Source organism: Mucilaginibacter rigui (assembly GCF_014773275.1).
Lineage (GTDB): Bacteria > Bacteroidota > Bacteroidia > Sphingobacteriales > Sphingobacteriaceae > Mucilaginibacter > Mucilaginibacter rigui_A.
In genome coordinates, this window is record NZ_JACWMW010000003.1 from 378,635 (window position 1) to 404,569 (window position 25,935).

A 25,935-nucleotide genomic window follows, 5' to 3' on the forward strand; every position below is an offset into this window, starting at 1 on the left:
GTAACCTCAACTAATAAGAATAGCAGTTTGCGCTTGTGGAAGGCTTGCGCGTATGACAAATGGTTCGACAGGCTGCGGAAAGTTGTCAGTCTGAGCCTGTCGAAGATCTGAACGTATGGCAATGTCGGCGAATGGTTCAACAAGCTCACCATTACAGGTTGGTCACTAATACTAATTAATTACTTATGGGCACAGTAAACCAAAAGGTGCTGCCTTTACCAGCTTCGCTGTTAACGCCAATTTTGCCGCCATGGCGCTCTACAATTTCGGCGCTTATGTACAGGCCCAGGCCCAACCCCGAGTATTGCACCCCGGTAGAGTCAACCCTGTAATAACGTTCAAACAGGTGGGGGATCTTATCGTAAGCAATTCCTTCGCCAAAGTCTTGTACAGATATTTTTACAGTTTTGGTACGGCGTACAATATTAATAATGATTGTGCGCGAGTCGGGTGCATATTTTACCGCATTATTTACCAGGTTAACAATTACCTGCTCTATTTTACTGCGATCGGCGTATATGTCTATATCGGTATCTCCGCTTACAATAATTTCATGCTCGCCCGCCATCCGTACATGATCGCAGCTTTCGGTTATCATATCGCCGGCTTTAAAATAAGTTTTGTTTAATGCCAGCTGTCCGGCTGTTATTTTTGATACATTAAGCAGGCTTTCTATCAGGTGCTGCATTTTAGTTAAACTTATATTTGCCTTTTCTATAAAGGCCGTGATCTTTTCTGAGCTGCCATTGGTTTTGATCAGCTTATCCAGGATCTGTATTGAGGCTTTAAGCGAGGTCATGGGTGTTTTAAGCTCATGGCTGGCAACACTTATAAAATCGTCTTTTTGTTGTTGCAGGCGTTTAAATTCGGTAATATCTAATACTGTGCCAAGCATGCGTACCGGGGTGTTATCGCTGTCATAATATGTTTTTCCCTGGGTACGGATCCAGTGAATCGATTCGTCGGGATGAATAATGCGCACCTCATAAAAAAGGATGCCGGTTTTATCAGCCTCCTCGTGGGCATGCGTGTGAATAATGCGATCTTCCGGGTGCAAGGTATCCAGCAATTTTCTGCGGGGCACAGGTTTATCAAAACCAAAAATGGCGTTAAACCTGTCGGATGTAACAGTTATTTGGGTTAGTATATCTAAATCAAATGTGCCTATTTCTGCCGCTTCTATAGCCAGCCTTCCGCGCTCTTCAACATCTTCAATATTACGGCGGGCTGTAACCTGGTCAGTAACATCAATCGCAATAACCATTATAGCGTTTATGGAACCATCAAAATGCCGTACTGGTTCGTATACAAAATCAATAAATAGTATTTCGGGCTTATTGTTACGTATCAATAAAACTTCTGCCTCTTTAGCAACAAATGAAGTTCCTGTATTTATTACTTCATTCATTATCGGGGCGTAAAGGTCGGCAGCCTCGGGTATAGCAGCCCATATGGTACGGTTCTCCAGATCTTGCCGTTTTTTGCCTACAAGCTCCAGGTATGAATCATTTACCACTTCTATCATCAGGTCTTCGGCCCTGATAATGCAGATGCCTACAGGCGCCTGCCTTACCAGGTTATAAAGCGTCATTTCGCTTTCTTCAACAGCTTGCTTGGCGCGTTCAAGTTCGGTAACGTCGGTAGCAAAGCATGCTACACCATATATTTCACCCGCTGCATTGCGCATAGGCTGATAAGTGAATTTAAAATAAAAGGTTTGTATAACGCCATCAATTAAAAAATCGGCACGGTCATTACTGGTATAATAGGGTTCGCCGGTTTTATATACTTTCTTTATCAATCCCAAAAAAGGCTGGTCACTCATCTCAGGCAAGGCTTCGGTAAATGGTTTACCTATAACTGAGCGATCTTTGCCCCATGCTTTTAAAGTGGCGCTATTTGCAACACTTACTATCGCATCTTCGCCGGTGCATACATAAACAGGGAAGGGTGATATCTCAACAATATCCCGGAAAGTGCTTTCTGTTGGCTCCAAAAGTATATTATAAATTAAATAAATTGCTCCAAATCAAAACTAAAAAACTTTATAACATAAAGCCGTAAAGTTGTTTTTGTTTTGTAAGATGGCTATTAATAATAAAATAAATATTGTGCGTAATTTTATAAAACCATTTTACGGCAAAATGCATTATAGAATTGTTGCATTAACAGTATTTTAATGAATTGTTGTTGATGGCTTAACCTTTATCAAAGCATACCATATTGAATTTTTTACCACGGCAGTTTTTAGTATTATTTTTATTAGTGTCGCCGGCAATTGGTTATTCCCAAACCTCGCAGGACGCCCAGAGACTTACAAGAGATAGCATCTCCAGGGTTAAATACCGTGAGCCGCGCACACCTTTTTTTGGCCCGGTACCCGCTACTACCAAACGTTTTGGCCGCGCAGCTGCCGAGTGGGGGCTGGCACAGGCCATACCCTTTAGTTATGGCAAATTTATAGCACATGCACCTTATTCTAATGTAACCGGCGCAACCATATGGCGTAACTTAAGCCCGGGTAGCTGGTCGTGGGATCAGGATATCTTTCGTACCAACCAGTTTGGGCACCCGTACCAGGGAAGCCTTTATTTCAGCGCGTTCCGAAGCAATGGGTACTCTTTCTGGCAATCGGCACCGGCTGCCATGGCGGGTAGCTATTTTTGGGAAACCTTTGGCGAAAACGAACGCCCATCGCCTAACGATTTTATAAACACCAGCTTTGGTGGGATTGTATTAGGGGAGATGAGCTATCGCCTGTCTAACAAAATTGTGAATAACCGGCACCGGGGCTTTGGCAGGCAAATGGAAGAGGTTGCAGCCTTTTTAGCTAACCCCATGAACGGGCTTAATCGTTTGCTTGATGGTAAATGGGGCAAGGTTTACGGTAACCCCCGCGACCGCGATTCGTCGCTGGTGTCTATGGAGGCCGATATTGGAGCCCGCCGCTTTAGCAGTATAACAGGTAATGTTAAAACAAATGGCAAAACAGGGTGGTTTGGCCGCGCCAAACTGATGTATGGTAACCGGTACAAAGATTTTAGCACCCCGTTCAGTAATATTTTTATAAACGTTGAAGTTGGCCGGGACGATAGTTCGCTGGTAAACAATTTGAGTGTTTATGGCTCGCTGGCAGGTTGGGAACTGCAAACCGGCCGGGACCTGCAGCATGTGGTAATATTATCGGCCAATTACGATTATCTAAGCAACGAGGCCTTTTTTTACGGGGCGCAAAGTGTTAAGGCTAACCTGTACTCAACCTTTGAGATGAGTAAGAAGATTACCATTAACACCAACGTGGGCACCGGCCCGGTGCTTTTGGCGGCGGTACCCAATACCTATAACTCTAACGGCCGTAATTATGATTATACATCGGGGTTTGGTATAAACGGCGGGGCGGGGTTAAACATAGCTTCTAAATTTTTTGCCAGTGTTGATTACAGGGGTGGATGGCTGTATACCATAAACGGCAATAAATCGCATTACTTTTTGCATACGGTTACCAGCGAGGTGCGGTATGCTTTCAAAAACGGCCTCTCCCTTGCAGCCGAACCGGGGTACCTGTTTTTGCGCGGCAAGTATGATGAACACCCCGAGGTGAATAAGCGCTACCCTTACCTTCGGGTATCTACACGGTACAGCATGAATTTTTAATAACATGCTGATAAGTAGTTACTAAACACGGGTATTAAATCCCGTAATGCTCTATAACATCTTCCGGGACTTTAACTCCGCGGCCTGTGGCCATATCAATCATCACATAATCAAAATAGCCGTCGCAGCATACTTTGTTGGTGGCCTTGTTGGTTAGGGTAAAAGCTACGCGGCAGCCTTTATCATTAATGGTTTCTATACCCGTTTTTACAATGAAGTAATCGCCCATGGTGAGGGCACGCTTATAATCAACATGCGCGGTGCGTACTACCCAGCCAAAGCCGCGCTCCATAAATTTTTCCATAGCCATACCGTAACAGCGCTCCATCTGGTCATAACGGGCGGCAAGCACATAATCAAAGTACTTACTGTTATGCACATGCTGAAACATGTCTATATCGTCAGGGCGAACACGCAGTTCGGTCTCAAAGGTGGAGTAGTTGCTCATCAGTAATAATAAGTTGTAAAGGTTGCAAAAGTTTTAATAGTATAAAAGTTGGTGTGCTCTGTCGATATTAAAATACGTATTTTGCCGTTATATCATCACCAATAATACTTACACAATTTATGAAACTTATTATCTTATCGGCCACGCTGTTAACCCTTATAAGCTGCGGGCGGGCGACATCACAGGTTAAGTTTAACGGCGATATAGAGCTGCTTACTGCTGATAAAAGCAGGGCGGCGGGGTGGAAGACTTATTTCCAGCCGGAGCAGCAAAAGTATTATCCGGTTAAGGTAGATAGTTTGGTAAGGCAGCAAGGCAAATATGCGCTCTCTATCGAGAAGGTAGGCGAGGGCGGGAGCTTTGGTGTGATAGATTATTATATCCCTAAAACATTTAAAGGCCAAAAAATTGAACTAAGGGGCTACATCAAAACCGAAAATGTAACCAACGGTTATGCCGGCCTTTGGCTGCGTATTGATGGTACCCAGGCTTTTGATAATATGCAAGACAGGGGCGCAAAAAGTACAACCGATTGGCAGGAATACAAGATTGAATTACCTTACGATGGCAGCAAGGCCATAAACATACATGCCGGTGCATTGCTTGTAGGTGCCGGGAAGATGTGGGTAGATAACATGAAGTTATTTATTGATGGCCAGCCTATAGAAAAAGCCACTGAAAAGGAACTTACTGGTGCATTGGCAGATACAGCATTTCTAACCGGTTCAAAAATAGATACAGTTGTTTTGAATAAGCAACAACTAACAAATTTAACGGCCCTGGGGCAGGTTTGGGGTTTTATTAAATATTATCATCCCAATGTTATTAAAGGCGATTTTAATATGGATGCGCAGCTATTCAGAGTTATGCCCGCCGTATTAAAAGCAAAAAACAATGCCGAGTTAAGCAACGCACTTGAGCAATGGTTTGATAAGTTTGGCACAGTAGCAAAGTGTGCTGATTGCACACCTTACAAAGGCAATGATATTAAACTATCCCCATCATACGGCATGCTGTTTACGGGCACTGTGCTGGGTAAAACGCTTACAGATAAACTGCAGGGTATTTTATATAAAAAAAACTTTACAAATAGCTACTATATAGCCATGGAGCCCGGCGTGGGGAACCCGAAGTTTATTAATGAACTTGCCTATCCAGGAATGAAGTACCCCGATGCCGGTTACAGGTTGCTTAGCCTGTACAGGTACTGGAATATGATACAGTACTTTTTCCCGTATAAGTATTTAATAGGAGAGGACTGGAATAACGTACTTGCCGATTGTATCCCCAAATTTGCAGTTGCCAAAAATGCTACCGATTACACCCTGAACAGCCTTGCGTTAATAGCGCGTGTGCATGATACCCATGCCAATATCTGGGGGAACAATACAGCCCTTAACGATTATAAAGGTAAAAATGCAGTGCCCTTTAAAGCTAAGTTTGTTGAAGATAAACTGGTGGTAACCGGCTATTATAATGATACCTTAAATATAAAGCAACTGGTGAAACCGGGGGATGTGATAGAAAGAATCAACGGCGAACCCTTATCTGGGCTTATCAAGAAATACCTACCATATACCCCGGCATCAAACTACTCAACACAGCTAAGAGATCTGCCTTCGGCTTATTTACTGAGAGGTAATACCCCTGATTTTAAATTAGACATCCAGCGGGATAATAAGGCGCAAAAAGTGACAGTGCCGGCTTTACCAACAGCAAAAGTAAACTACAGAGCAGATTACAATGACCCCGATAAGAAAGGATTTTACCTGTTAGAAAATAACATAGGTTACCTATACCCGGGTAAGTATCATAACAGCGACCTGCCTGCCATAAAACAGCTTTTTAATAATACTAAAGGGATAATTATTGATATGCGCTGCTACCCGTCAGAATTTATGCCCTATACATTTGGCCCGTATATTAAAACAGATATGTCGGCTTTTGTGAAATTCAGTAACGGCAGTATCTACCAACCGGGCTTATTCACTTATACAGCTCCGTTAACCATACCGCCTGCAAACGAAACCTATAAGGGCAAAATAGTGATTATTGTGAACGAGGTATCGCAAAGCCAGGCCGAGTATACTACCATGGCGTTTCAAAGCTCACCAAATGTTACCGTTATTGGCAGTACAACAGCAGGGGCCGATGGAAACGTTTCACCAATAACATTGCCCGGGGGGATATCTACCATGATATCAGGTATCGGCATCTATTATCCTGATGGTACGGAAACGCAGCGTAAGGGTGTTAAGATTGATGTGGTTACAAAACCAACAATTGCCGGCATTAAAGCCGGGAAAGATGAGTTGTTAGATAAGGCGAAAGAAATAATATTGGAGAAAAAGTAAATGACAAAAAAGTAAATGACAAAAAAGTAAATATTTCACTCAGAAACGCAATGAAAATTCAATCTTTTGCGTCTCTGCGTGAAATAAATTCCCTAAACTAATGTCTTTTTCCATTTGCCCTTCTTAAACAGGATATAGGCGGCTATAGTTAAACCGATCTCGGCAACGGGGATAGAGATAAAGACACCTGTTGGGCCCATTTCAAAATATTTAGCCAATAAGTAAGCAAGGGGAATTTGGAATAGCCAGAATGTAAAGAAATTTATTTTGGTAGGTGTCCAGGTGTCGCCTGCGCCATTAAAGGCACTGGTGAAGATCATCCCCATTCCAAAAATAATAAAACCCCCGCTTAAAATTTGTAACGAACGGGTGGCTACCTTTCTTACAACCAAGTCATCGGTGAAAAATGATGCGAACAGATGGCCGCAGGTTAAAAACAATATACTCACTATCCCTAAAAAAACAACGGTGTACTTTATGGTTTGATATACCGATTGCTCGGCCCTGTCTACCCGGCCTGCGCCAAGGTTTTGCCCAACCAGTGTGGCTGCTGCGTTACTAAGGCCCCAGGCAGGCAGCAAAAAGAACATCATTAATCGCAGCGAGGTTTGATAGCCCGCCGAACCCTGATCGCCCCCTGTTGTGGCAACCAACTGCGCCAAAAATATCCAGCTGCAACTGGCTATTACAAATTGCAGGATGCCCGGTGCCGCCACCTTGATGATGGCTTTGATCTGTTTCCAGTCGGGTATAAAGTAGCTTAAACGTACTACTAAAGCATTTTTGTTGTTAAACAGATTATAAACCTGGTATAAAACGCCCAGACCGCGGCCAATGGTTGTGGCTATAGCTGCGCCTGTTAAACCAAATGCGGGGATAGGGCCGAGGCCCCTGATAAAGATAGGGCATAAAATAATGTTGGCTATATTGGCTATCCACAGGCTGCGCATGGCGATGGCGGCATTACCTGCCCCTCTGAAAATTCCGTTTATTAAAAACAACAATACGATGATCACACTCCCGCCCATCATGATACGGACGAATGGGGTGCCGTGATCTGCAGTTTCTGTAGAGGCCCCCATAAGCAGCAGCAGGTCGCGGGCGTGTAACAATCCAAATATGCTGATGATGATATTTATAACTACAGCGATCACAATAGTTTGCATGCCTGCTTTTGAAGCCGCTTCGGGGTTTTTTTCACCAATGCGGCGGGCAACCACAGCTGTTGCGGCCATACTTAAACCTATAGCTAATGAATATATTACGGTAAGCACAGATTCGGTTAAACCTACTGTTTGAATGGCGTGGCTGCTGTTTTCTAAATGGCCAACAAAATACAGGTCGACCAATGCGAAAACCGATTCCATAGCCATCTCCAGCATCATTGGGATGGCTAATAAAACAATGGCTCTTTTGATGCTGATGGCAGTGAGGTCCGCATGTTCACCTTTTAACGATTGCTTTAAAATGCTGAAAAATGAATATGCTTTGCCTCTTGGGGTAACGGTTTGTGACATGGAAGGTTTATTTAAACAGGTACTTACTAATATATATACTTTACGGGATATGGTAACAAAATGTAACTATGCAAAAATATGTTTAACAAGGTTTATCTCACACTGTGTAATAATGACATATATGCGGGCTAATTGCGACATGCTGTTGAAATTAGCATAACAACTAACCCACCCATAACCCCTCTCATAAGAGGGAAACCGAAAACCACTCACCACCTAACTCAATCAACCATTCACCAACCCTTAAAAATCATTTTAACTTTTGAATTTAAAGCGTATCTTTGCACCCAATTAATAGAATTATTTACGCTTTAATATTATTCAGGTAATGTATTTAAGTAAAGAAGCAAAGGCAGAGATCTTTGCAAAACATGGTAAAGGCGCTACAGACACAGGTTCAACTGAAGGTCAGGTTGCGTTATTCACAACTCGTATTGCACATTTAACCGGTCACTTGAAAAAGAACAAACATGATTTTTCAACCCAGTTATCACTGCAAAAATTAGTAGGTAAACGCCGCGGATTGTTGGCTTACCTGTACAAAAAAGACATTGAAAGATATCGTGCTATTATCAAAGCTTTACAGCTTAGGGATATCATCAAATAACTTTTATAAGTTTTTAATAAAAAGCCGTCCGTTTATTTTTGGATGGCTTTTTTACTTTTGCAACAAATATACACACACATAAAAAAACGATGCGCTCCGAAAGATGAAAAGCGTATCACAAAACAAACAAGATGAGTTTAAATGTAATTAAAAAGGTTATTGATTTAGGTGACGGCCGCACCATTGAGATCGAAACCGGTAAACTGGCCAAACAAGCCGATGGCTCTGTAGTAATTAAAATGGGTGATACCATGTTATTGGCTACTGTAGTATCGTCGCAGGAAGCAAAAGAGGGTATCGATTTTTTACCCCTTTCTGTTGATTATCAAGAAAAATATGCTGCCACCGGTCGTATCCCGGGTGGTTTTTTACGCCGCGAGGCACGTTTGTCAGACTATGAGGTTTTGATCTCCCGTTTGGTTGACCGCGCATTGCGCCCAATGTTCCCGGATGATTATCATGCTGATACACAGGTGATGATCTCTTTAATATCTGCCGATAAAGATATTATGCCTGATTGCCTTGCCGGTTTGGCAGCATCTGCAGCTTTATCTGTTTCTGATATCCCTTTTAACGGCCCAATATCTGAAGTACGCGTTGCTAAAGTTGACGGCCAGTTAATAATCAACCCAACCTTAAGCCAACTGCAAAATGCAACTTTAGAGTTTATAGTTGCCGGTAGCGAGCACGATATCAACATGGTTGAAGGTGAAAGCGCCGAAATTCAGGAAGCTGAATTGGTTGAGGCTATTAAATTTGCACATACCGCTATTAAATTACAGTGTTTAGTTCAAAAAGAGCTTACTGTTGAAGTTGGTAAAACCGAAAAACGCGTTTACAACCACGAGCACAGCAACGAAGACCTGAAAAAAGCTATCTACGCTGCTACTTATGACCAGGTTTACGCTATTGCAGGTGCTGCTTCTGCTAAAGAAGAACGCGCTGCAAGCTTTAAAGCTGTACGTGATGCCTACATCGAAACTTTAGGCGAGATTGATGATATCACCAAATCATTAGCGAAAAAATACTACCACGATGTTGAGTACGATGCTATCCGTAACCTTGTATTAGACGAAGGCAAACGTTTAGACGGCCGCTCTACCACACAGATACGCCCTATATGGAGCGAAGTTGGCTACCTGCCATCAGCTCACGGTTCGGCGGTGTTTACCCGTGGCGAAACACAATCATTAACCACCGTTACCTTAGGTGCTAAGGATGATGAGCAAATGATAGATGGCGCGTTCATCAACGGATACCAAAAATTCCTGTTACACTATAATTTCCCTGGTTTCTCAACCGGTGAGGTTCGCCCTAACAGAGGTGCAGGCCGTCGCGAGATCGGTCACGGTAACCTGGCAATGCGTTCACTAAAACGTGTTTTACCAGCTGAAGATCAGAACCCTTACACTATCCGTATCGTTTCAGATATCCTTGAATCAAACGGTTCATCATCAATGGCTACGGTTTGTGCCGGTACATTGGCTTTGATGGATGCCGGTATCAAGATCTCTAACCCGGTATCAGGTATCGCGATGGGATTGATCACTAACGAAATGGGTACTAAATATGCTATCCTTTCTGATATCCTTGGCGATGAAGATCACCTGGGTGATATGGACTTTAAAGTAACAGGTACCAAAAACGGTATTGTTGCTGTACAAATGGATTTGAAGATAAACGGTCTTTCATACGAGGTTTTAACCAACGCGTTAAACCAGGCTAAAGATGGTCGTTTACATATCCTTGGTGAGATGGCTAAAACCATGGCCGCTCCACGTGAGGATTACAAACCACACGCTCCGCGTATCGTAATGATCAAGATAGATAAAGAATTTATTGGTGCGGTTATCGGGCCCGGTGGCAAGATCATACAGGAAATGCAGCGCGAAACAGGTGCAACCATCTCTATTGAGGAAAAAGACAACCAGGGCTTTGTACAGGTATTTGCCGATAACAAAGCAGCTATTGATGCAGCTTTAGGCCGTATCCGCGCTATTGCTTCAAAACCTGAAGTTGGCGAGATCTATGAAGGTAAAGTGAAATCAATTATGCCGTTTGGTGCATTTGTTGAGATCATGCCGGGTAAAGATGGTTTATTACACATATCTGAAATTGATCACCGCAGAATTGAGACCATGGATGGTATCTTTAACGTAGGTGATGAAGTGCGTGTAAAATTGCTTGATGTTGATAAGCAAGGTAAACTAAAGCTTTCACGTAAAGCCTTATTGCCTCGCCCTGAGCAAAACAAGCCTGCTGATAACAACTAATCGGCTTTAATTTATAGTGCAAAACCCTCTTTTACGAGGGTTTTGCTATTTAGTCTAAAAAAAAATAAAAAATTGAAACAAAACCTAAACCTTTTTGGTTTGGTTTAATTAAGGATAATAAAAGACAAACAATATCAAGCCGGCACTAATTTGCTAATGACATCTACTACCAATGATCCTTTAGATTTTCTCAATAACTCTCAAGGGATACAGACCGGTGCACAAACGGATCTGATCCAGAAGCTATTGTATGAAATTATCAGGGTTAAAGAGCTTATTACCTATTATGATTCCATTCCCAATGGGGCGGGGCAGCTTGGCTCCTCTATTTTGAACGAGCTTGTTACCGAGGCCTACAACTCCCTTGTAAACTACGATACCGTTTTAATGAAAAAGTACTACGATCTGTTGCTTAACTGCGATTGATACCCGGGCAACCTTGCCAACTCTATCTGCTGTAATCTTATCTTAAATAGCTAATAAAAAAACAGAATAAAATTTTATTTCAGTTATTTATTCAGAATAAAATTCTTTATAATTGTATTTTAAATTATTTATTCGATACAATGTGTTGTTGTGCAATATATTGTTTGGTGGATAATGGAATTGCAAAAACCTAAATAAGCACTTATAACATGCCTAAAAAAATATTACTCAGCGTCTTATTTACTTATCTTTCTTTTACCTATTGTATTGCCCAGCAACAGCCTTTAAATTGGGTGGATGCCCATGCTGTATCTATTGATAGCAACAAGAATTATCTTCCTAACCTGGCCGCCGGATTAAAAGATAACAGCATTCTCGGGTTAGGAGAGGCTTCACATGGCACACACGAGTTTTCGGTTGAGAAGAACCGTATTATCCAATACCTTATTACGCATAAAAACTATAAAGCTGTTGGGTTCGAATCTGCATACGCGGTAATGGACCGCATCAATACTTATGTACTTACCGGCAAAGGCGATTTGAAGAAACTGATGCAACCTCTTCGCTTGTTCAGCACCAAAGAGATCTATGATCTGTTCCGGGAAATTAAATTATATAATGATAGCCAGCCGCTTAAAAATAAAGTGTCGATTTTTGGCTTCGATATTGATTACACAAAAGCCGATGTTGATTCATCTGCCAGGTACAGTTTAAATTATCTTGGTAAACATCCGGATATGTACGCCCATGGCAAAGCCGCCATACCTGTACTTAAAAGGATAACCGCAACTGATTTTGGTAACTTATATGAAATGGCAGATGATGAAAAGGCTATTATCTCTGATTTAAATAATGAGGTGAAAACCAAAGGTCAATCCACAGAAGGTTATGGTAAGTTTAAAAAGTACCTTTCGTTATTATACCAGGGTACTTTGGTAACTAACCCGTTGGCAAGAGATGAGTTTATGGCAGATAACATTGCCAATACCCAGCAGGAAAGTAAAGCCAAAACAATTATTTGGAGCCATAACGTGCACGTGGCTAAAGATACCACTATGGCAATGTGTAAAGGGATGGGATATTACGTAAGGCAAAAGTATCAAACGCAATACTACACTATTGGGCTCGATACTTACAAAGGGGCCACCAATTCTATTGTTGATGATAATTTCCAGGCTAATAACTTTGAAATGCAACCGTCGTCACTTTCAGCATTATTTGCCAAAGCAAAGTTTACCAAATTTTTTATTAACGTGGATAACGCGCAGGGTAACCCGATTTACAATGTAAGCGGTAATATTACCAACATCTTCTCAAACTGGGGTCGCATGCGCACGCTGCAAATACGGCCCGGAATTGATTTTGACGCCCTGCTGTTTATAAGGGAAACTACAGCCTCAACAGAATTAAAGTAAACAATATTTTAACTCAAAACCTTCTCGCGTAATTCTTTCGAAATTTCGTCTGTTATTTTAATGATATCGGCCGCTTCCTGTGTATTGTTGATGACAATCCTGTCTGCCACTTCGCGGTAGGGGAGCAAATACTCTTTATAAGCCGGTACAACATGGTTTACCCATTTATAGTATGCATCTTCGTTAGAGTAGCCACGTTCTTCCAGATCGCGCTTTAGGCGTCGATGCAAGGCTACGTGTTCGTCGGCCTCAATAAATATGGTCATATCAAGTACATCCTTAATTTTGCCAAAGTGCATGATGAAAAGGCCTTCCACAATAATAATAGGTGCCGGCTTTATCTCCAGCATTTTGGGTACAGCATTTTGGTTGTTAAAAGTGTACTCCTGCTTCATGAACGATTCGTTATTCAGCAGCCTAAAAATGTCGTTCTCAAAGTGCTCATGATCGATGGTTGAGGGGAGATCAAAGTTATACAGCTTATTTTCTTCCTTGGTCATGGTGTGGCCAACCGGGAAATAGTAATCGTCCTGCGATACCAGGCACACTTCGTTATCGCTAAAGTGTTCAAGGAAAGATTTTAAAAAGAAGGTTTTACCAGATCCGCTGCCACCGGCAACGCCAATTACATAAGGTTTATTCATTAGGAGTACCGTAGCTGATATTTACTTGAAAACGTTTGTCGAGCGCGCCTAAGGCATCCGCTACATTTTTAGTCATCACAATTATTGCGTCGCGGGTACTTTGGCTGTCGGTAAAGCGGCCTACCACTTTGGCAAATGTAGTGCGGTTATTCATGGGGTTGGTTATACGCATTACGGTGCCTATAGGGGCTGTACGGTGCAATATAAGCTTTTTGTTAGGGTCAAGGCTGGCGTCGTCAATCCAGGTGGCTACACCTTTCTCATTTTTTTCGAACAGGCCATATTTATTTGTGCCCGGTTTATGGTTTTCCAAACTATCAACCACGGCAACATAGGTAGAATCGCGCTTAACGGTATCAACATGCGCCGGCGCTACTGCTGTAGTAGCTTGTGCGGGCTGTTCTGGAGGTATGCCATTGGGTACCAATAATATCTGCCCTGCGGTAAGGTTTGTAGATTTTAGATTATTTAACGCAGTAATGGCTTCAACCGTGGTATTAAAGCGTTTGGCTATGGCGTAAAGCGTTTCATGTGCCGATACTTTATACTGTTGTGAGGTGGCTGTTGCTGCAGGCGTCTGTGCTGTTTTTTGCTCGGTTTGGGCGGGTGGCTGCGTAATAGCAGGTTGCGTTTTTACCGGCGCTTGCTCAACGGGCTTTGGCTGTGGTTTAGCGGGGGCCTGTTCTGCAGTTTTAGTTGGGGTTTGTACAGGCGGCTGCCCGGCGGGCGCTGGTTTAACCGTTTCCATTATTGGCCGCTCGGTAGGTACCTTAATAATATGGCCAATTTGCAGGCTGGTATTGTTATTAAATTGCTGTATCACCTTCGGGCTTACGCCGTATTTGCGCCCTATAGAGTAGTAGTTATCTTTAGGGTCGAGTTTATGGAGGATCACTTTTTTGCCGTTCAGGTTCTCAACCCCTACAGAATCAACCGGGGCCGATGCAAAGATGGTGGAGGTGAGGCCAAGAAAAATAGTGGATAATAATAGTATTTTAAATTTCATAATAAATTCTTATTCAGTAATTTATATTTCTAAAACCTTTATTTCGGCCTTGTTTTTTATATAAATGAGGCTGTTTTTATGTAATACAAACGCCTCGGGTTGTAATTTTTGTATATGCTGGTTCAATAAATCGTAATAAACCACTTCAGTACCTTTTAAAATATAAAGAAGCTGTAGCAGTTCCCCATTTTTTAAAGTGTGCAAAGATACAATTCTGTAACTATTATGGTTTAGATAATGCACCATATTTCCATAAGGTTCTGCAGGCAGGCTGCCAGGAACCAATTGGCTGGCTGGCATCATATAGGGTATGACTATCTCCGTTTCAAAAGGTTTATCCTGCATTGCATCATACTGCCTAAGGGTTTGGCCAGTAAGTATATCAATAAGCAATAATTTTTTGGGTTGGATGCCGGTATTATATGATACAGGGCCGTTTACAGACAGGTGATCAAAAGCCAGGTTATAGTTGCTCCAAACCTCGGCAGCTGTTTTAGCGTCAATAGCAATAATGGTTTTATGCTCGGGCCCGCTCTCGTGTTTATAATAATGCAATAACATTATACCATTATAAACAGCTTCGATACCCGTTAGCCAGCGTTCGGGCATAACCAGGCTATCGAAATAAACCTGCCCGGTAGTTAAATTAAGCGATGCAAAACTGGTTTGTTTATCCTGTTCGTTGCGTAATTCAACTGCCATAATACCTTTTTGCCCGTCAATTTGCAGGCGCCATACGGTGCTGTTAAAGGTTTGCGAAATGTATGGTTGTAGCATTGTCATTTAAGCTGCAAATATGGCTAATAATATTAAATATGCTTAAATTTGATGAACAAAGCCCATAAGGGGCTGTTATCACAAACAAAAATCACATACATCATGGACGCTGAAAAAATAAGCTTAGAAGAAAAGAAAGTAAAACCGGTTGTTGATCACCTGAACGATCTGCTGGCAAATTATCATATCCATTACCAAAAGCTACGTGGCTGTCACTGGAATGTTAAAGGCTCAAACTTTTTTACCTTACACGTTAAGTTTGAAGAACTATATACCGCAGCTTTAACTACAATTGATGAACTTGCCGAAAGGATCCTTACTTTAGGTAAGCCACCGTACAGTACTTTTAAAGATTATATAACCACATCTACCATTAAAGAGATAAACACCATCGGCTTAAAAGATAAAGCTATGGTGAAGGCAATAATTGATGATATGGCGGCCCTTATTGAAATGGAGCGCGAAATATTGGATATTACCGCTGATGCCGGCGACGATGGTACCAACGATATGGTGAACCGCTTTATGCAATTCAAAGAAAAGAATACCTGGATGTTGCGCTCATTTGTGAACGAGGACTAAGGGGCCAGACAAAGACTAAAAAACATGGAGAATAAATATGGCGGAATGACGGTTAATGAACGTTTATATGTGAGTGGCTTGTGGGAAAAATTCGATGATGCTGTAGCACAAAAAGACATTGATTTAGTGATTGCCATACTTAAAAAAGTTGAATTAAATGATTCAAATATTCAAGAAATTTTAAAGTTTAATGGATTTGCAGGTTAATTAGTCATATAAATTATATAAAAAAAGCGATGAGTAATACTCATCGCTTTTTTTATATCTACAAGCTGCCAACAGGCAACTGCCAACTTAGAAACGGTATCCCAAAGTTAAGTAAGCATTGTCATTTGAGTTTCTTAACATAGCTCCAGGGCTTGCGTTGCCCAAATCATATGCGAAAATAGTTTGGTTACCGGTTGAGTGCGCATAGGTAGCATCAACATAATAAGCGCCAAAACGCAGGCCTATACCACCGCTGGCAGTTTTAATCTTGCTGCCATTATCTTTTAGGGCATTACCCTGTATGCCGTAGCCGCCACGGAGCAAAAAGAAACTGGTTATACGCGCCTCGGCACCAACACGCGCGTTAATGGCCGATTTATATAAGCCTTTAATGTCGGGGTTATCAATTTTGTCGGCATTATAATCGGGGTTGCTGCTCAAATGTGCAGTGCTGTAATCAACATACTCAACATCGCCGGTGATAAAACCGAAGCTTTTGATAAATACTGCTGCGCCGCCTGCTAATTTTAAAGGAGTACGCAAGTTATAATTAAGCGTGTAATTGCCCGAGTTTTGTGATGTTACAGCCTCCTTATTGATGCTTGTTGCAACACCTTCGTTGTATGTATCATCAATATTATAGAAAGTTGGCGAGGTAAAGGTTGCGCCTAAACGTACTGCCTCTACAGGTTTGTAAATAACACCTACTTTTGCGCTAAAACCTGTACCCCTTGTTGACTGGTTTTGAGCGTAAGACGACGAGTAATCGCGTGTTGTGCCTACCGGGGGGGTACCTTCAAGCCTCGACAAAGAGCCATCTTCATAAAAAGTACTGAATGAGTCATAGTTAATATCTGTAAAGCTTAAGCTAAAACCCAGGTATAATTTATTGCTATAGTTTGCACCAAGAGAAAAATCGACTGCAGATTGACCTCCGCGACGGTTAATAAAGCCTTCCTGTGCAACAGGAGAACCTGAAATGTTATTGCTCCTGTATTCAAAATCCGACGGGTTAGGGCCGGTAGAATATTTGTCTATCAGGTTTTGCTGATAAGCCGCATCTATTAAACTGCCTTCGGGGCCTAAACCAAACTGATTAGCCTGGCTGGCATAATAATCATTTATAGAATTAAGGTTATTCGAGCCCCCGTAATGAATATTCTGGTCGAAATTATTAGTACGGCTAAAAGCAACACCATAATTTACGCTAAGCCATCCTTTATTTTTATCGGCACCACGCGGCTTGGTAAGTTGGTTGTAAATTACAAGCGCAGCATTATTTAAATTAACTGTATTGCGCGTTGCCGAATAAGCACCGGCTTTTGTTTTTGAATTATCGTACTCGGGCGTTATACTAACTTCCGAGCGGGTGAAGAAGCCCAGCCCGGCAGGGTTACCACTAACGTTACTCAAATCGCCACCCACGGCAGTACCTGCGTTACCAACAGCCTTAATTCGGGATGTTGACCCGTTTACGGTTTGTGAAAACCTGATAGCATCTTGTGAATATTGGGCAAAAGTATTTTGGGTAAATGCTACTATAGCAATTACACTTAGTATATATTTTATTTTCATAAATGTTTAAAGGTTGAAGTAATAATTAGTTCCTTACCGGCCTGCCACCACCACCACCGCCACTGCTTGAGCCGCCACCGCCGCCTCTTGAACCACCGCCAAAGCTTGATGGTGCAGAACGCTCAACATTGGGTTGGTAAGTTGGCCTGGCATCTGTACGTACGCCACGTGTAGCGCGGGTGTCACCATAAGCGGGCCGGCCATTAGAGCCGTTACCTGTACTAACCCCACGGGTACCCCTGTTTGGAATATAGCCTATGCCGCTGTTGTTACCACCATAAGAAGTGCGCGAACGGTTGCCAAATACCGGGCTGCCGGGGCTGCCATTACCCCTGTAAGGGCGTGCACGGTTATAAGCCGTAGATCCCCAGAAGCCTGAACCGTAATAACCGCCAACACCCCAGTATGGCGAATAGTAACCGCCATAGCCATAACCACCCCAAGGGTAGCCAAAGCCGTAGCCGTAACCTAAGCCTCCGTAATACCATGGCGAACCATAGCCAAAGCCGCCGTAACCAAAACCACCGCCGTAACCATAGCCAAAACCTAAGCCAATGCTTAAACCATAGCCACCATAGCCGTAACCATAGGGCGAGTAAAAGTTATCGTAATAACCAAACGGCGAATAATAACTGAAACGGTTTATACGTGATGAGTAATCATCATAGTAGAAATAATCGTCATCGTCGCTATCCTGGTCGTCGGCTTCCTGGTTATATTCATTATTTCTGGTAATATAAACAGGCTCTTCGGCCGCTGTCGCGCGCGAGAAATACACGTCGTCGTCGTTTTTTGAAGTGGATGCGGTTTTGTTAACGGAGCAGGAACTCAGCGCTATAGCACTGATCAAAATCATTCCTTTAATAAGGTTCCTATTCATTTTTGTAAGGATGTAAAGTTCTAAGGCCAAATAAACGTATAAATTTATAAATTTGAGCCCTGCTAAATGTTAAATATCAGATCAATTATAATCCAAATATCACAAAATGAGCAAAGGTGTCATAAGTAAAGACGAAGATTACTCGCAATGGTTTAACGACTTAATAATTAAATCTGACATGGCCGAGTATTCGCCCGTGAGAGGATGTATGATCATTAAGCCGTATGGCTATTCTATATGGGAAAAAATACAGGCTGTGCTCGATAAAATGTTTAAGGAAACAGGGCACCAAAATGCTTATTTCCCACTGCTCATCCCAAAATCTTTTTTCTCAAAAGAGGCCAGCCACGTAGAGGGCTTCGCTAAAGAATGTGCCGTTGTGACACACTATCGCCTCAAAAACGATGGAGAAGGGAATATTATTGTAGATGAGGATGCAAAATTGGAGGAAGAATTAATTATTCGCCCAACATCCGAAACCATCATCTGGAATACCTACCGTGGATGGATCCAAAGCTATCGCGATCTGCCTATTCTGGTTAACCAGTGGGCTAACGTTATGCGCTGGGAAATGCGTACCCGTTTGTTTCTGCGTACCAGCGAATTTTTATGGCAGGAAGGCCACACCGCGCACGCAACATCAGACGAGGCCATAGCAGAAACCGAGCAAATGCTGGATGTTTATGCTGATTTTGCCGAAAACTGGATGGCATTACCGGTTGTAAAAGGCCGTAAAACACCAAACGAAAGATTTGCCGGTGCGCTGGATACCTATTGCATTGAAGCTTTAATGCAGGATGGTAAAGCACTGCAGGCGGGTACATCGCACTTTTTAGGGCAAAACTTTGCCAAGGCGTTTGATGTAAAATTTACCACTAAAGATAATAAGCAGGATTTTGTTTGGGCAACATCATGGGGCGTATCTACCCGTTTAATTGGCGCGTTGATCATGGCCCACTCTGATGATGCCGGATTGGTACTGCCGCCAAAGCTGGCGCCTATACAGGTTGTTGTTGTGCCTATTTATAAACATGATGAAGAACTGGAGAACATCACCACTTTTGTAAATGCTTTAACAAAAGAACTGCGTGCAAAAGATATCAGCATAAAATTTGATAAACGCGACACCCACCGCCCCGGCGCTAAATTTGCCGAGTACGAATTGAAGGGCGTGCCACTGCGCGTTGCCATTGGCAGCCGCGATATGCAGAATGGTACAGTTGAACTGGCCCGCCGCGATACCAAAACAAAAGAAACCGTAAATCAGGAGGGCCTTGCAGCGCATATCGAAGCATTGCTGGAAGAGATACAGGCGAACATTTACAAAAAAGCATCTGATTTCCGTGCGGAGAATACTACCGAGGTGGATACTTACGATGAGTTTAAGCGGATGCTTGATGAGCAGCCGGGCTTTTTATCGGCCCATTGGGATGGCACCGCCGAAACCGAACAAAAGATAAAAGATGAAACTAAGGCTACAATCCGTTGTATACCTTTGAACAATAAACAGGAAGAAGGCAGATGCATCCTGACGGGTAAACCGTCGACACAGCGGGTGCTTTTCGCTAGAGCCTATTAATTGATTGGTGAGTGGTTGATTGGGTTAAGTGGTGAGTGGTTTTAGCTGCACATGCATTTTTAAGATACAACGAAGACTAAACACTACTAATTGATAAATATGGCCTCTTTCACAGAATTAGAAACCTGGAAGCAATCAAGGAAGATCAGAAACATAGTTTCTGATCTTGTAAAGAAATTTCCGGTTGATGAAAAGTTTAGACTGACAGACCAAATTATCCGTTCTTCACGTTCTATAGGTAACAATTTGGCAGAAGGGCATGGTCGCTTTCATTATCAGGATAACATTCGGTTTTGTATAATGGCAAGAGGGTCATTGACCGAAACACTCGATCATTTGATTATCGCTTTGGACGAAAAAATTATTACCGAAGAAGTTCTACAATCGTTTCAACCGGAATACGAAAGCGGTTTGAAATTAATAAATTGGTTATATTCAATATTTAAAAAGTAAGAAAATGGGTGAGTAGTGAATAGTTGATTGTGAGAGTGGTTGGTTTACACTGCTCGCCGATATTCAACTATTCACCACTTAACTTAATCAACCACTCACCATCCCATGAAATTCGGAACAAAAGCAATACACGCAGGGCAAGAGCCCGACCCAACTACCGGCGCTATCATGACGCCGATATACCAAACATCAACCTACTGGCAAAAATCGCCGGGCGATAATAAGGGGTACGAGTACTCGCGCGGCACAAACCCAACCCGTAAGGCGCTGGAAGATTGTTTGGCAGCATTGGAGAACGCTAAGTTTGGCTTAGCCTTTTCAAGCGGTATGGGTGCCACTGATGCGGTAATGAAATTATTGGCCCCGGGCGATGAAGTAATAACCGGTAACGACCTTTACGGAGGTTCGTATCGCATCTTTACCAAGATCTACGCTAACTATGGTATCAAATTCCATTTCCTTGATCTGTCAAACCCCGACATTATCAATGAGTATGTGAACGATAAAACCAAACTGGTTTGGATAGAAACGCCAACCAACCCAACTATGCAGGTAGTAGATATTGAGGCGGTAGGCAAAATAACTAAAGCTAAAAACCTGTTATTTGTGGTTGATAATACCTTTGCATCGCCATACCTGCAAAACCCTATCGACCTTGGCGCCGATGTGGTGATGCATTCGGTTACCAAATACATTGGCGGCCACAGCGATGTGGTAATGGGTGCCCTGATGCTGAACGACGAAGAACTTTACAAAAAGCTTTGGTTCATTTACAACGCATGCGGTGCTACGCCAGGCCCTATGGATAGCTTTTTGGTATTGCGTGGAATCAAAACCCTGCACCTGCGTATGAAAGCGCATTGCGAGAACGGCCGCCAGGTTGCCGAATTTTTGAAAAATCACCCACGTGTTGAGAAGATCTACTGGCCAGGTTTCCCCGATTCAAAGAACCACGACATCGCCAAAAAACAAATGCGCGATTTTGGCGGTATGATATCAATAGTATTGAAAGGTGCCGACCTGCAGGAAACGTTCCGCATTGCATCGTCATTTAAAGTATTTGCCCTTGCCGAGTCATTGGGCGGGGTAGAATCCCTGATCAACCATCCCGTAAGCATGACCCACGGCAGCATCCCCAAAGCCGAGCGCGATAAAGCCGGCGTAGTAGACAACCTGTTGCGTTTAAGCGTAGGGGTAGAGGATATTGAAGATCTGTTAGAAGATTTGAAGCAAGCGTTGGCTTAAAAAGAGCCAAGATATAAGAGTCAAGAGCCAAGACGACAAGTTACCTTCTTGTTTCTTGGCTCTTATTTCTTAATTCTAAAATTATGAACGATAACCTCAAAGCCTTCCTCGACCAAAAAGTAGCCCAATATAACCGACCGGAGTTTATTGCTAACGACCCGGTAAGCATCCCGCATCTGTTCAGCAAAAATCAGGATATCGAAATCATGGGTTTTTGGGCGGCAACACTGGCATGGGGGCAAAGGGTTACCATCATTAATAAGTGTAAGGAATTGATTGCCCTGATGGATGGTGCACCTTACGATTTTATCGTCAACCACGAGGAACCCGACTTAAAAAAACTACTGCATTTTAAGCACCGTACTTTTAATGATATAGATACGCTGTATTTTATATCGTTTTTTAGGTGGCATTATGAGAATTTTGAGAGTTTGGAGGATGCATTTGTGCCCGGCTCTGGTATTCGACAAGCTCAGACTGACATTGGTGCCGAAGCGGCCCTCAACCATTTCCGTTCCTATTTCTTTTCCCTGCCCGATTTTCCGCACCGTACAAAAAAGCATGTATCGTCTCCTTCGCAAAAATCAACCTGTAAAAGGCTGAATATGTTTCTGCGCTGGATGGTGCGTAAAGATGACAACGGCGTTGATTTTGGCATCTGGAACAAACTAAAGCCTGCCGACCTGATATGCCCCTGTGATCTGCATGTAGACCGCGTGGCCCGCAAACTCAAATTGATTAGCCGCAAACAAACCGACTGGCAAACCGCCCTCGAACTGACCGAGCGCCTCAAAGAATTTGACCCGACAGACCCGGTTAAATATGATTTCGCCCTGTTTGGCCTAGGTATCGAAGAGCGTTGGGGGATAGAAGGAATATTGCCGGAGTTTGATTAGCCGAATTTGCCACCCTGTCATTTCGAGGGAAGCGTAGCGATGAGAAATCTTACCGAACATGCAAAGTTCCGGATGCAATTGTAAAAGATTTCTCCTCGTACCTCGTGCGAAATGACAATAGTTTTTTACATTAGTGAAAACTAATTCCCATTGGCACCCTCAGAAGAATATCACCTATCCCATTTTCTAACCGGCAAAAGCGAACACACGCTTGCCTTGTTTAACCATTTCATAAATAGCTTTAGCACAATGGACAATGTTGAAATAGTGCCGCTAAAAAGTATGATAGCGATTGATAACGGGCATAAACGAGTTGCTTATATAACGCAGTTAGGGAAAAACTTTATACACGTAGTATTCCCCTTTAAGCGGGAGTATCCGGATAATCTCTGTTTTCAGAAAATAGCGCAGGTGCCCGGCCAGCAGCAATTTAACCATCATTTCAGGATGCTGAACACTAATGATGTTAACGATGAAGTAATGGGCTTCATGAAACTGGCCTATTTCGAAGAAGCTTTAAGCTAATTTCCAGTCGGGCCTTTCAAAATGGCAGGTATAGCCATAAGGGTGCTTTTGTAAATAATCCTGATGTTCTTCTTCCGCATTCCAAAAATCGGTTTCTGGCACCACTTCGGTAACTATTTTACCCGGCCAAACGCCTGACGCATCCATCTCTGCGATCAGTGCATTTGCCGTATCGCGTTGAATTTCGTTGCTATAAAAAATGGCAGAACGGTAGGATGTACCTACGTCATTGCCTTGCCTGTTCCGTGTTGTAGGGTCGTGTATCTGGAAAAAATACTCCAACAATTTACGGTAAGATAAAACCGAGGGATCAAACTCCACTGCTATCGCTTCTGCGTGCGTGCCATGGTTACGATAGGTTGCATTTGGCACATTACCACCCGTGTAACCCACAACAGTAGAAATAACACCCGGATAATGCCTGATCAATTCTTCTACTCCCCAAAAACAACCTCCGGCCAAAATAGCTTTTTCAGTACTCATATTGCTTTATCTAATAATAAACTAAGATAGGTTACAAATAGTCAAATGTCAATAATATGATGTCGCAAACCGCTCATTTTACCCTTAGTTTACATAAAAGGATAGATAACATAATTTATTTAATCATTTATTATTGCAGTGCACATTAACCTCGTATAACCGCGAAATGTGTTAAGGATTTATACCCGGCAACTACGATTATTAAACAGCTTAAAAGCCAGAGTGTTACAAGTAAAGGTGTACCCATTATATATACCTGGTTTAATATCCCTTTCGTTATCAATCCGTTTAAGAAGACCAGCATGATAATGGTATCTAATACTAACGGTAGAATGAGTAAAGCTATAAATATGATAAGCTTATGCTTATTGACTATGGCACGATAAGCCGTTATAAGCGGCGGCACACAAATCAGCGCGACGATAACAAAACCCAGTAATTTAATCCATATCAAATTCGAATGGCTGGCATTCATCAATAGCGAACGCAGCCCGTAAACCTCATCGCCCGAACCGGTTGCTGCCATATAAATACGGCCAAATGGCATATTGCCTAAAATAAATACAATACCTAATGATCTTATTTGGGTTGATTTGCCATATTTTAGCCAATACCTACCCAGCCAAAGCATTATAAACGTAAATACAGGCCCGGCAAAGGTGGCTATCTGCGGATAGCTTATATTGCAGGTTTCGCAAAGCTGCCATACATTAAAATCGCGGGTACCCCAGGCGCCGCATAGTATCCGCCCCGTTATAATATGGGCAAGTTCGTGCAACTCGTGCATCAGAAAAAAGAAGAACTGGAAGATCAGCAGGTTTCTAAAAGTTAACCGCAGATGTAAAGGCTGTGTAAGGCTCATGGTGGCATAAGACTACACTGTAGAATAGTAGGTTACATATTTAATGGATTAAGCAGGTGTTAATGATGAGCGCCGGAATTATTCATGGCGATACCGCTCTCGTAAAAATCAGTAGACCTGTTTATATGCTTCCTTGCCTCGTATGAGGCTATATCTTTTTTCAGGATAAAATAAATAAGTACCGACCAAATAAACGGGAGCAATAGAATAAGCAAAATGTTAAACTGCTTTTGAGTTTTAGATAAAACAGGCGCATTAATGGTTTTAAAAATAGCCAATGCAGCCACAAGTAAATGAGCAGCAATAAATATAATAATTAAAATTTGCCCGCCTGTTATCATGCTTTAAGCCTCTTCTTTAAAATATACCTTGTAGTAATTCATGGCCTTGTCATCGTCAAAACCCTTTTCAATCAGCTTGTTATCGCCATGTATATAGATGTGGAAATTTTTATCCAGCTTTAAAACACTTTTGTAAATGCGTGCCTGTTTTTTAACAGCGTTGCCCGAGATCTCGAAGCTATCGCCAATAGGGGCATCAAACTCTTCCTCGTACTGGCTTTTAAATGTTTTAAAGGATGCAATGGCTTCGGGATTGCTGATCACTTCTTCGCTAAACTCATCCAGGTCGAAGGTCTCTTTTTCCTTAAAGTATTTCATTGAGCGGTTCAGCAGGTCAATTTTGTCGGCCTTGCTCATTTCAAACTCATCATCGAGCTTTTGGGTTACAAAGTTTTTGTACACACCCAGCGCATTACTGGTTTGGTTAAAGCTATCGTTGCGGATCTTTAATTGTAGAAATTCATCCTTCCAGTAAACCGCGGCATCCTGCCCGCCGCTCACCTTATCAACCACAACCACCTTGTAGCCGTTCTCTTTTTCGATGTTGAATATCAGTACACCTTTATCCAGCTTGTTAATGTTGATGGCATCCTGCTCATAATCAACCGCGAAACCGCCCTGGTCCGGGTATACTTTCAAATAGGTCTCTTTATTTTCAGATTTAAATATCCCGATGGCATCCAGTGGGTTGCCTTCTATCTGTACGTTATTAAAATAAACAACGTATAGTTCGCCACCTTTTATATTGGGGTGGGTGCTAACTTTATACAAATGTTTAGCAATCTGTTCAGACATCTCATGGAACCGCTCCTTATGCTCAAACACCTTTGTTGCAAAATTATGCAGTTCGTTAAGAGCAAGGTCGCCACTGCTGTGCATCAGGTGGTAAACCTCGTTCGCTTTCTCGAATGGTTTTAAAAAATATTGCATCAGCAGGTTTGGGATAATTTCGTCCTTTAGTGCCAGCGGCTGCGCAGACAGGGCGTACATTTCACCTACAGATTGGTTGCCAACATGGTGTACAGAAATAGTATCGAGCAAGGCTTCAAAAAAAGTTACCATAGTGTGGCGAAGATAATTTTTTTAAGTCACTTGTCATGGGTTAATGGTCATTGTAAAGTAGTACAAGGTACAGGGTTAACTATTCAACCGTAATTTGTTTTACTTTTGCAGAGGTTGGCAAATG

General features: G+C 42.4%; 25 protein-coding genes. 13 read left to right on the forward strand and 12 right to left on the reverse strand.

What is annotated here, in order from left to right; genetic code table 11:
- Positions 1–175: 175 nt before the first annotated feature.
- Positions 176–1,996 carry a PAS domain-containing sensor histidine kinase gene (locus IDJ75_RS15130; RefSeq protein ID WP_191176467.1) on the reverse strand — a complete coding sequence of 607 codons (1,821 nt, stop codon included), beginning with the start codon at positions 1,994–1,996 and terminating at the stop codon, positions 176–178.
- 227 nt (positions 1,997–2,223) lie between these two features.
- Between IDJ75_RS15130 and IDJ75_RS15135 the strand changes: the two genes are divergently transcribed.
- Complete coding sequence (locus IDJ75_RS15135) at positions 2,224–3,654, forward strand: DUF3943 domain-containing protein (protein WP_191176468.1); 1,431 nt, start codon at positions 2,224–2,226, stop codon at positions 3,652–3,654.
- A gap of 34 nt (positions 3,655–3,688) precedes the next feature.
- On the opposite strand, the gene IDJ75_RS15140 is transcribed toward IDJ75_RS15135, so the two are convergent.
- Positions 3,689–4,102: an acyl-CoA thioesterase gene (locus tag IDJ75_RS15140; RefSeq protein WP_191176469.1), complete on the reverse strand. Its 414-nt coding sequence runs from the start codon at positions 4,100–4,102 to the stop codon at positions 3,689–3,691.
- 119 nt (positions 4,103–4,221) lie between these two features.
- Between IDJ75_RS15140 and IDJ75_RS15145 the strand changes: the two genes are divergently transcribed.
- Entirely contained in the window at positions 4,222–6,456 is a 2,235-nt protein-coding gene (locus IDJ75_RS15145) for a S41 family peptidase (protein ID WP_191176470.1), read from the forward strand.
- Positions 6,457–6,548: 92 nt separating this feature from the next.
- Here IDJ75_RS15145 and IDJ75_RS15150 read toward each other — a convergent pair whose 3' ends face one another.
- Entirely contained in the window at positions 6,549–7,973 is a 1,425-nt protein-coding gene (locus tag IDJ75_RS15150; RefSeq protein WP_191176471.1) for an MATE family efflux transporter, read from the reverse strand.
- A gap of 328 nt (positions 7,974–8,301) precedes the next feature.
- Between IDJ75_RS15150 and rpsO the strand changes: the two genes are divergently transcribed.
- From rpsO to IDJ75_RS15170, 4 genes are all read left to right on the forward strand, one after another.
- The gene (rpsO, locus tag IDJ75_RS15155) at positions 8,302–8,580 is read left to right on the forward strand and encodes a 30S ribosomal protein S15 (protein ID WP_191176472.1); all 279 of its coding nucleotides are present in this window, start codon (positions 8,302–8,304) and stop codon (positions 8,578–8,580) included.
- 131 nt (positions 8,581–8,711) lie between these two features.
- A complete protein-coding gene (gene pnp / locus IDJ75_RS15160; protein WP_191176473.1) occupies positions 8,712–10,853 on the forward strand; it encodes a polyribonucleotide nucleotidyltransferase in 2,142 nt (713 codons plus the stop codon).
- A 156-nt stretch (positions 10,854–11,009) separates the two neighbouring features.
- Complete coding sequence (locus IDJ75_RS15165; RefSeq protein ID WP_067062801.1) at positions 11,010–11,279, forward strand: hypothetical protein; 270 nt, start codon at positions 11,010–11,012, stop codon at positions 11,277–11,279.
- Between the two features lie 209 nt (positions 11,280–11,488).
- Positions 11,489–12,694 (forward strand): erythromycin esterase family protein, encoded by a 1,206-nt coding sequence (locus IDJ75_RS15170; protein WP_191176474.1) that lies wholly within the window; start codon positions 11,489–11,491, stop codon positions 12,692–12,694.
- An 8-nt stretch (positions 12,695–12,702) separates the two neighbouring features.
- Here IDJ75_RS15170 and IDJ75_RS15175 read toward each other — a convergent pair whose 3' ends face one another.
- Genes IDJ75_RS15175 through IDJ75_RS15185 form a run of 3 tightly spaced genes read right to left on the reverse strand, consistent with a single transcriptional unit; the run spans position 12,703 to position 15,127 of the window.
- Positions 12,703–13,338 carry a uridine kinase family protein gene (locus tag IDJ75_RS15175; protein WP_191176475.1) on the reverse strand — a complete coding sequence of 212 codons (636 nt, stop codon included), beginning with the start codon at positions 13,336–13,338 and terminating at the stop codon, positions 12,703–12,705.
- Entirely contained in the window at positions 13,331–14,344 is a 1,014-nt protein-coding gene (locus IDJ75_RS15180) for a LysM peptidoglycan-binding domain-containing protein (RefSeq protein WP_191176476.1), read from the reverse strand. Before IDJ75_RS15180 ends, IDJ75_RS15175 begins: the two co-directional genes overlap by 8 nt.
- Positions 14,345–14,365: 21 nt before the next feature.
- Complete coding sequence (locus IDJ75_RS15185; RefSeq protein ID WP_191176477.1) at positions 14,366–15,127, reverse strand: DUF4905 domain-containing protein; 762 nt, start codon at positions 15,125–15,127, stop codon at positions 14,366–14,368.
- A gap of 96 nt (positions 15,128–15,223) precedes the next feature.
- Here IDJ75_RS15185 and IDJ75_RS15190 point away from each other — a divergent pair, with 96 nt between their 5' ends.
- Positions 15,224–15,703 (forward strand): Dps family protein, encoded by a 480-nt coding sequence (locus tag IDJ75_RS15190; RefSeq protein WP_191176478.1) that lies wholly within the window; start codon positions 15,224–15,226, stop codon positions 15,701–15,703.
- A 24-nt stretch (positions 15,704–15,727) separates the two neighbouring features.
- Positions 15,728–15,910, forward strand: a complete 183-nt coding sequence (locus IDJ75_RS15195; RefSeq protein ID WP_191176479.1) for a hypothetical protein — start codon at positions 15,728–15,730, stop codon at positions 15,908–15,910.
- Between the two features lie 87 nt (positions 15,911–15,997).
- Here the strand turns inward: IDJ75_RS15195 and IDJ75_RS15200 are convergent, their stop codons facing one another.
- On the reverse strand, positions 15,998–17,485 hold the full coding sequence (locus IDJ75_RS15200) for an OmpP1/FadL family transporter (protein ID WP_191176480.1): 1,488 nt from the start codon (positions 17,483–17,485) through the stop codon (positions 15,998–16,000).
- Between the two features lie 25 nt (positions 17,486–17,510).
- Positions 17,511–18,365 (reverse strand): hypothetical protein, encoded by an 855-nt coding sequence (locus tag IDJ75_RS15205; RefSeq protein ID WP_191176481.1) that lies wholly within the window; start codon positions 18,363–18,365, stop codon positions 17,511–17,513.
- Positions 18,366–18,471: 106 nt separating this feature from the next.
- On the opposite strand from IDJ75_RS15205, the gene proS reads away from it, so the two are divergent.
- The 5 genes from proS to IDJ75_RS15230 all read left to right on the forward strand — a co-directional run bounded on the left by proS (position 18,472) and on the right by IDJ75_RS15230 (position 23,063).
- Positions 18,472–19,944, forward strand: coding sequence for a proline--tRNA ligase (proS, locus tag IDJ75_RS15210; RefSeq protein WP_191176482.1), 1,473 nt, complete (start codon positions 18,472–18,474; stop codon positions 19,942–19,944).
- 99 nt (positions 19,945–20,043) lie between these two features.
- On the forward strand, positions 20,044–20,397 hold the full coding sequence (locus tag IDJ75_RS15215; RefSeq protein WP_224746620.1) for a four helix bundle protein: 354 nt from the start codon (positions 20,044–20,046) through the stop codon (positions 20,395–20,397).
- A 105-nt stretch (positions 20,398–20,502) separates the two neighbouring features.
- Complete coding sequence (locus tag IDJ75_RS15220) at positions 20,503–21,642, forward strand: cystathionine gamma-synthase (RefSeq protein ID WP_191176483.1); 1,140 nt, start codon at positions 20,503–20,505, stop codon at positions 21,640–21,642.
- Between the two features lie 83 nt (positions 21,643–21,725).
- Entirely contained in the window at positions 21,726–22,538 is an 813-nt protein-coding gene (locus IDJ75_RS15225; RefSeq protein ID WP_191176484.1) for a TIGR02757 family protein, read from the forward strand.
- Positions 22,539–22,787: 249 nt separating this feature from the next.
- Positions 22,788–23,063: a hypothetical protein gene (locus tag IDJ75_RS15230; RefSeq protein WP_394368105.1), complete on the forward strand. Its 276-nt coding sequence runs from the start codon at positions 22,788–22,790 to the stop codon at positions 23,061–23,063.
- On the opposite strand, the gene msrA is transcribed toward IDJ75_RS15230, so the two are convergent.
- The 4 genes from msrA to IDJ75_RS15250 all read right to left on the reverse strand — a co-directional run bounded on the left by msrA (position 23,055) and on the right by IDJ75_RS15250 (position 25,811).
- A complete protein-coding gene (gene msrA / locus IDJ75_RS15235) occupies positions 23,055–23,546 on the reverse strand; it encodes a peptide-methionine (S)-S-oxide reductase MsrA (protein WP_191176486.1) in 492 nt (163 codons plus the stop codon). The genes IDJ75_RS15230 and msrA overlap by 9 nt on opposite strands.
- Positions 23,547–23,691: 145 nt before the next feature.
- Positions 23,692–24,408, reverse strand: coding sequence for a hypothetical protein (locus IDJ75_RS15240; protein WP_191176487.1), 717 nt, complete (start codon positions 24,406–24,408; stop codon positions 23,692–23,694).
- A gap of 59 nt (positions 24,409–24,467) precedes the next feature.
- Positions 24,468–24,749 carry a hypothetical protein gene (locus IDJ75_RS15245; RefSeq protein WP_191176488.1) on the reverse strand — a complete coding sequence of 94 codons (282 nt, stop codon included), beginning with the start codon at positions 24,747–24,749 and terminating at the stop codon, positions 24,468–24,470.
- A gap of 3 nt (positions 24,750–24,752) precedes the next feature.
- Entirely contained in the window at positions 24,753–25,811 is a 1,059-nt protein-coding gene (locus tag IDJ75_RS15250) for a nucleoid-associated protein (RefSeq protein ID WP_191176489.1), read from the reverse strand.
- Positions 25,812–25,935 lie beyond the last annotated feature (124 nt).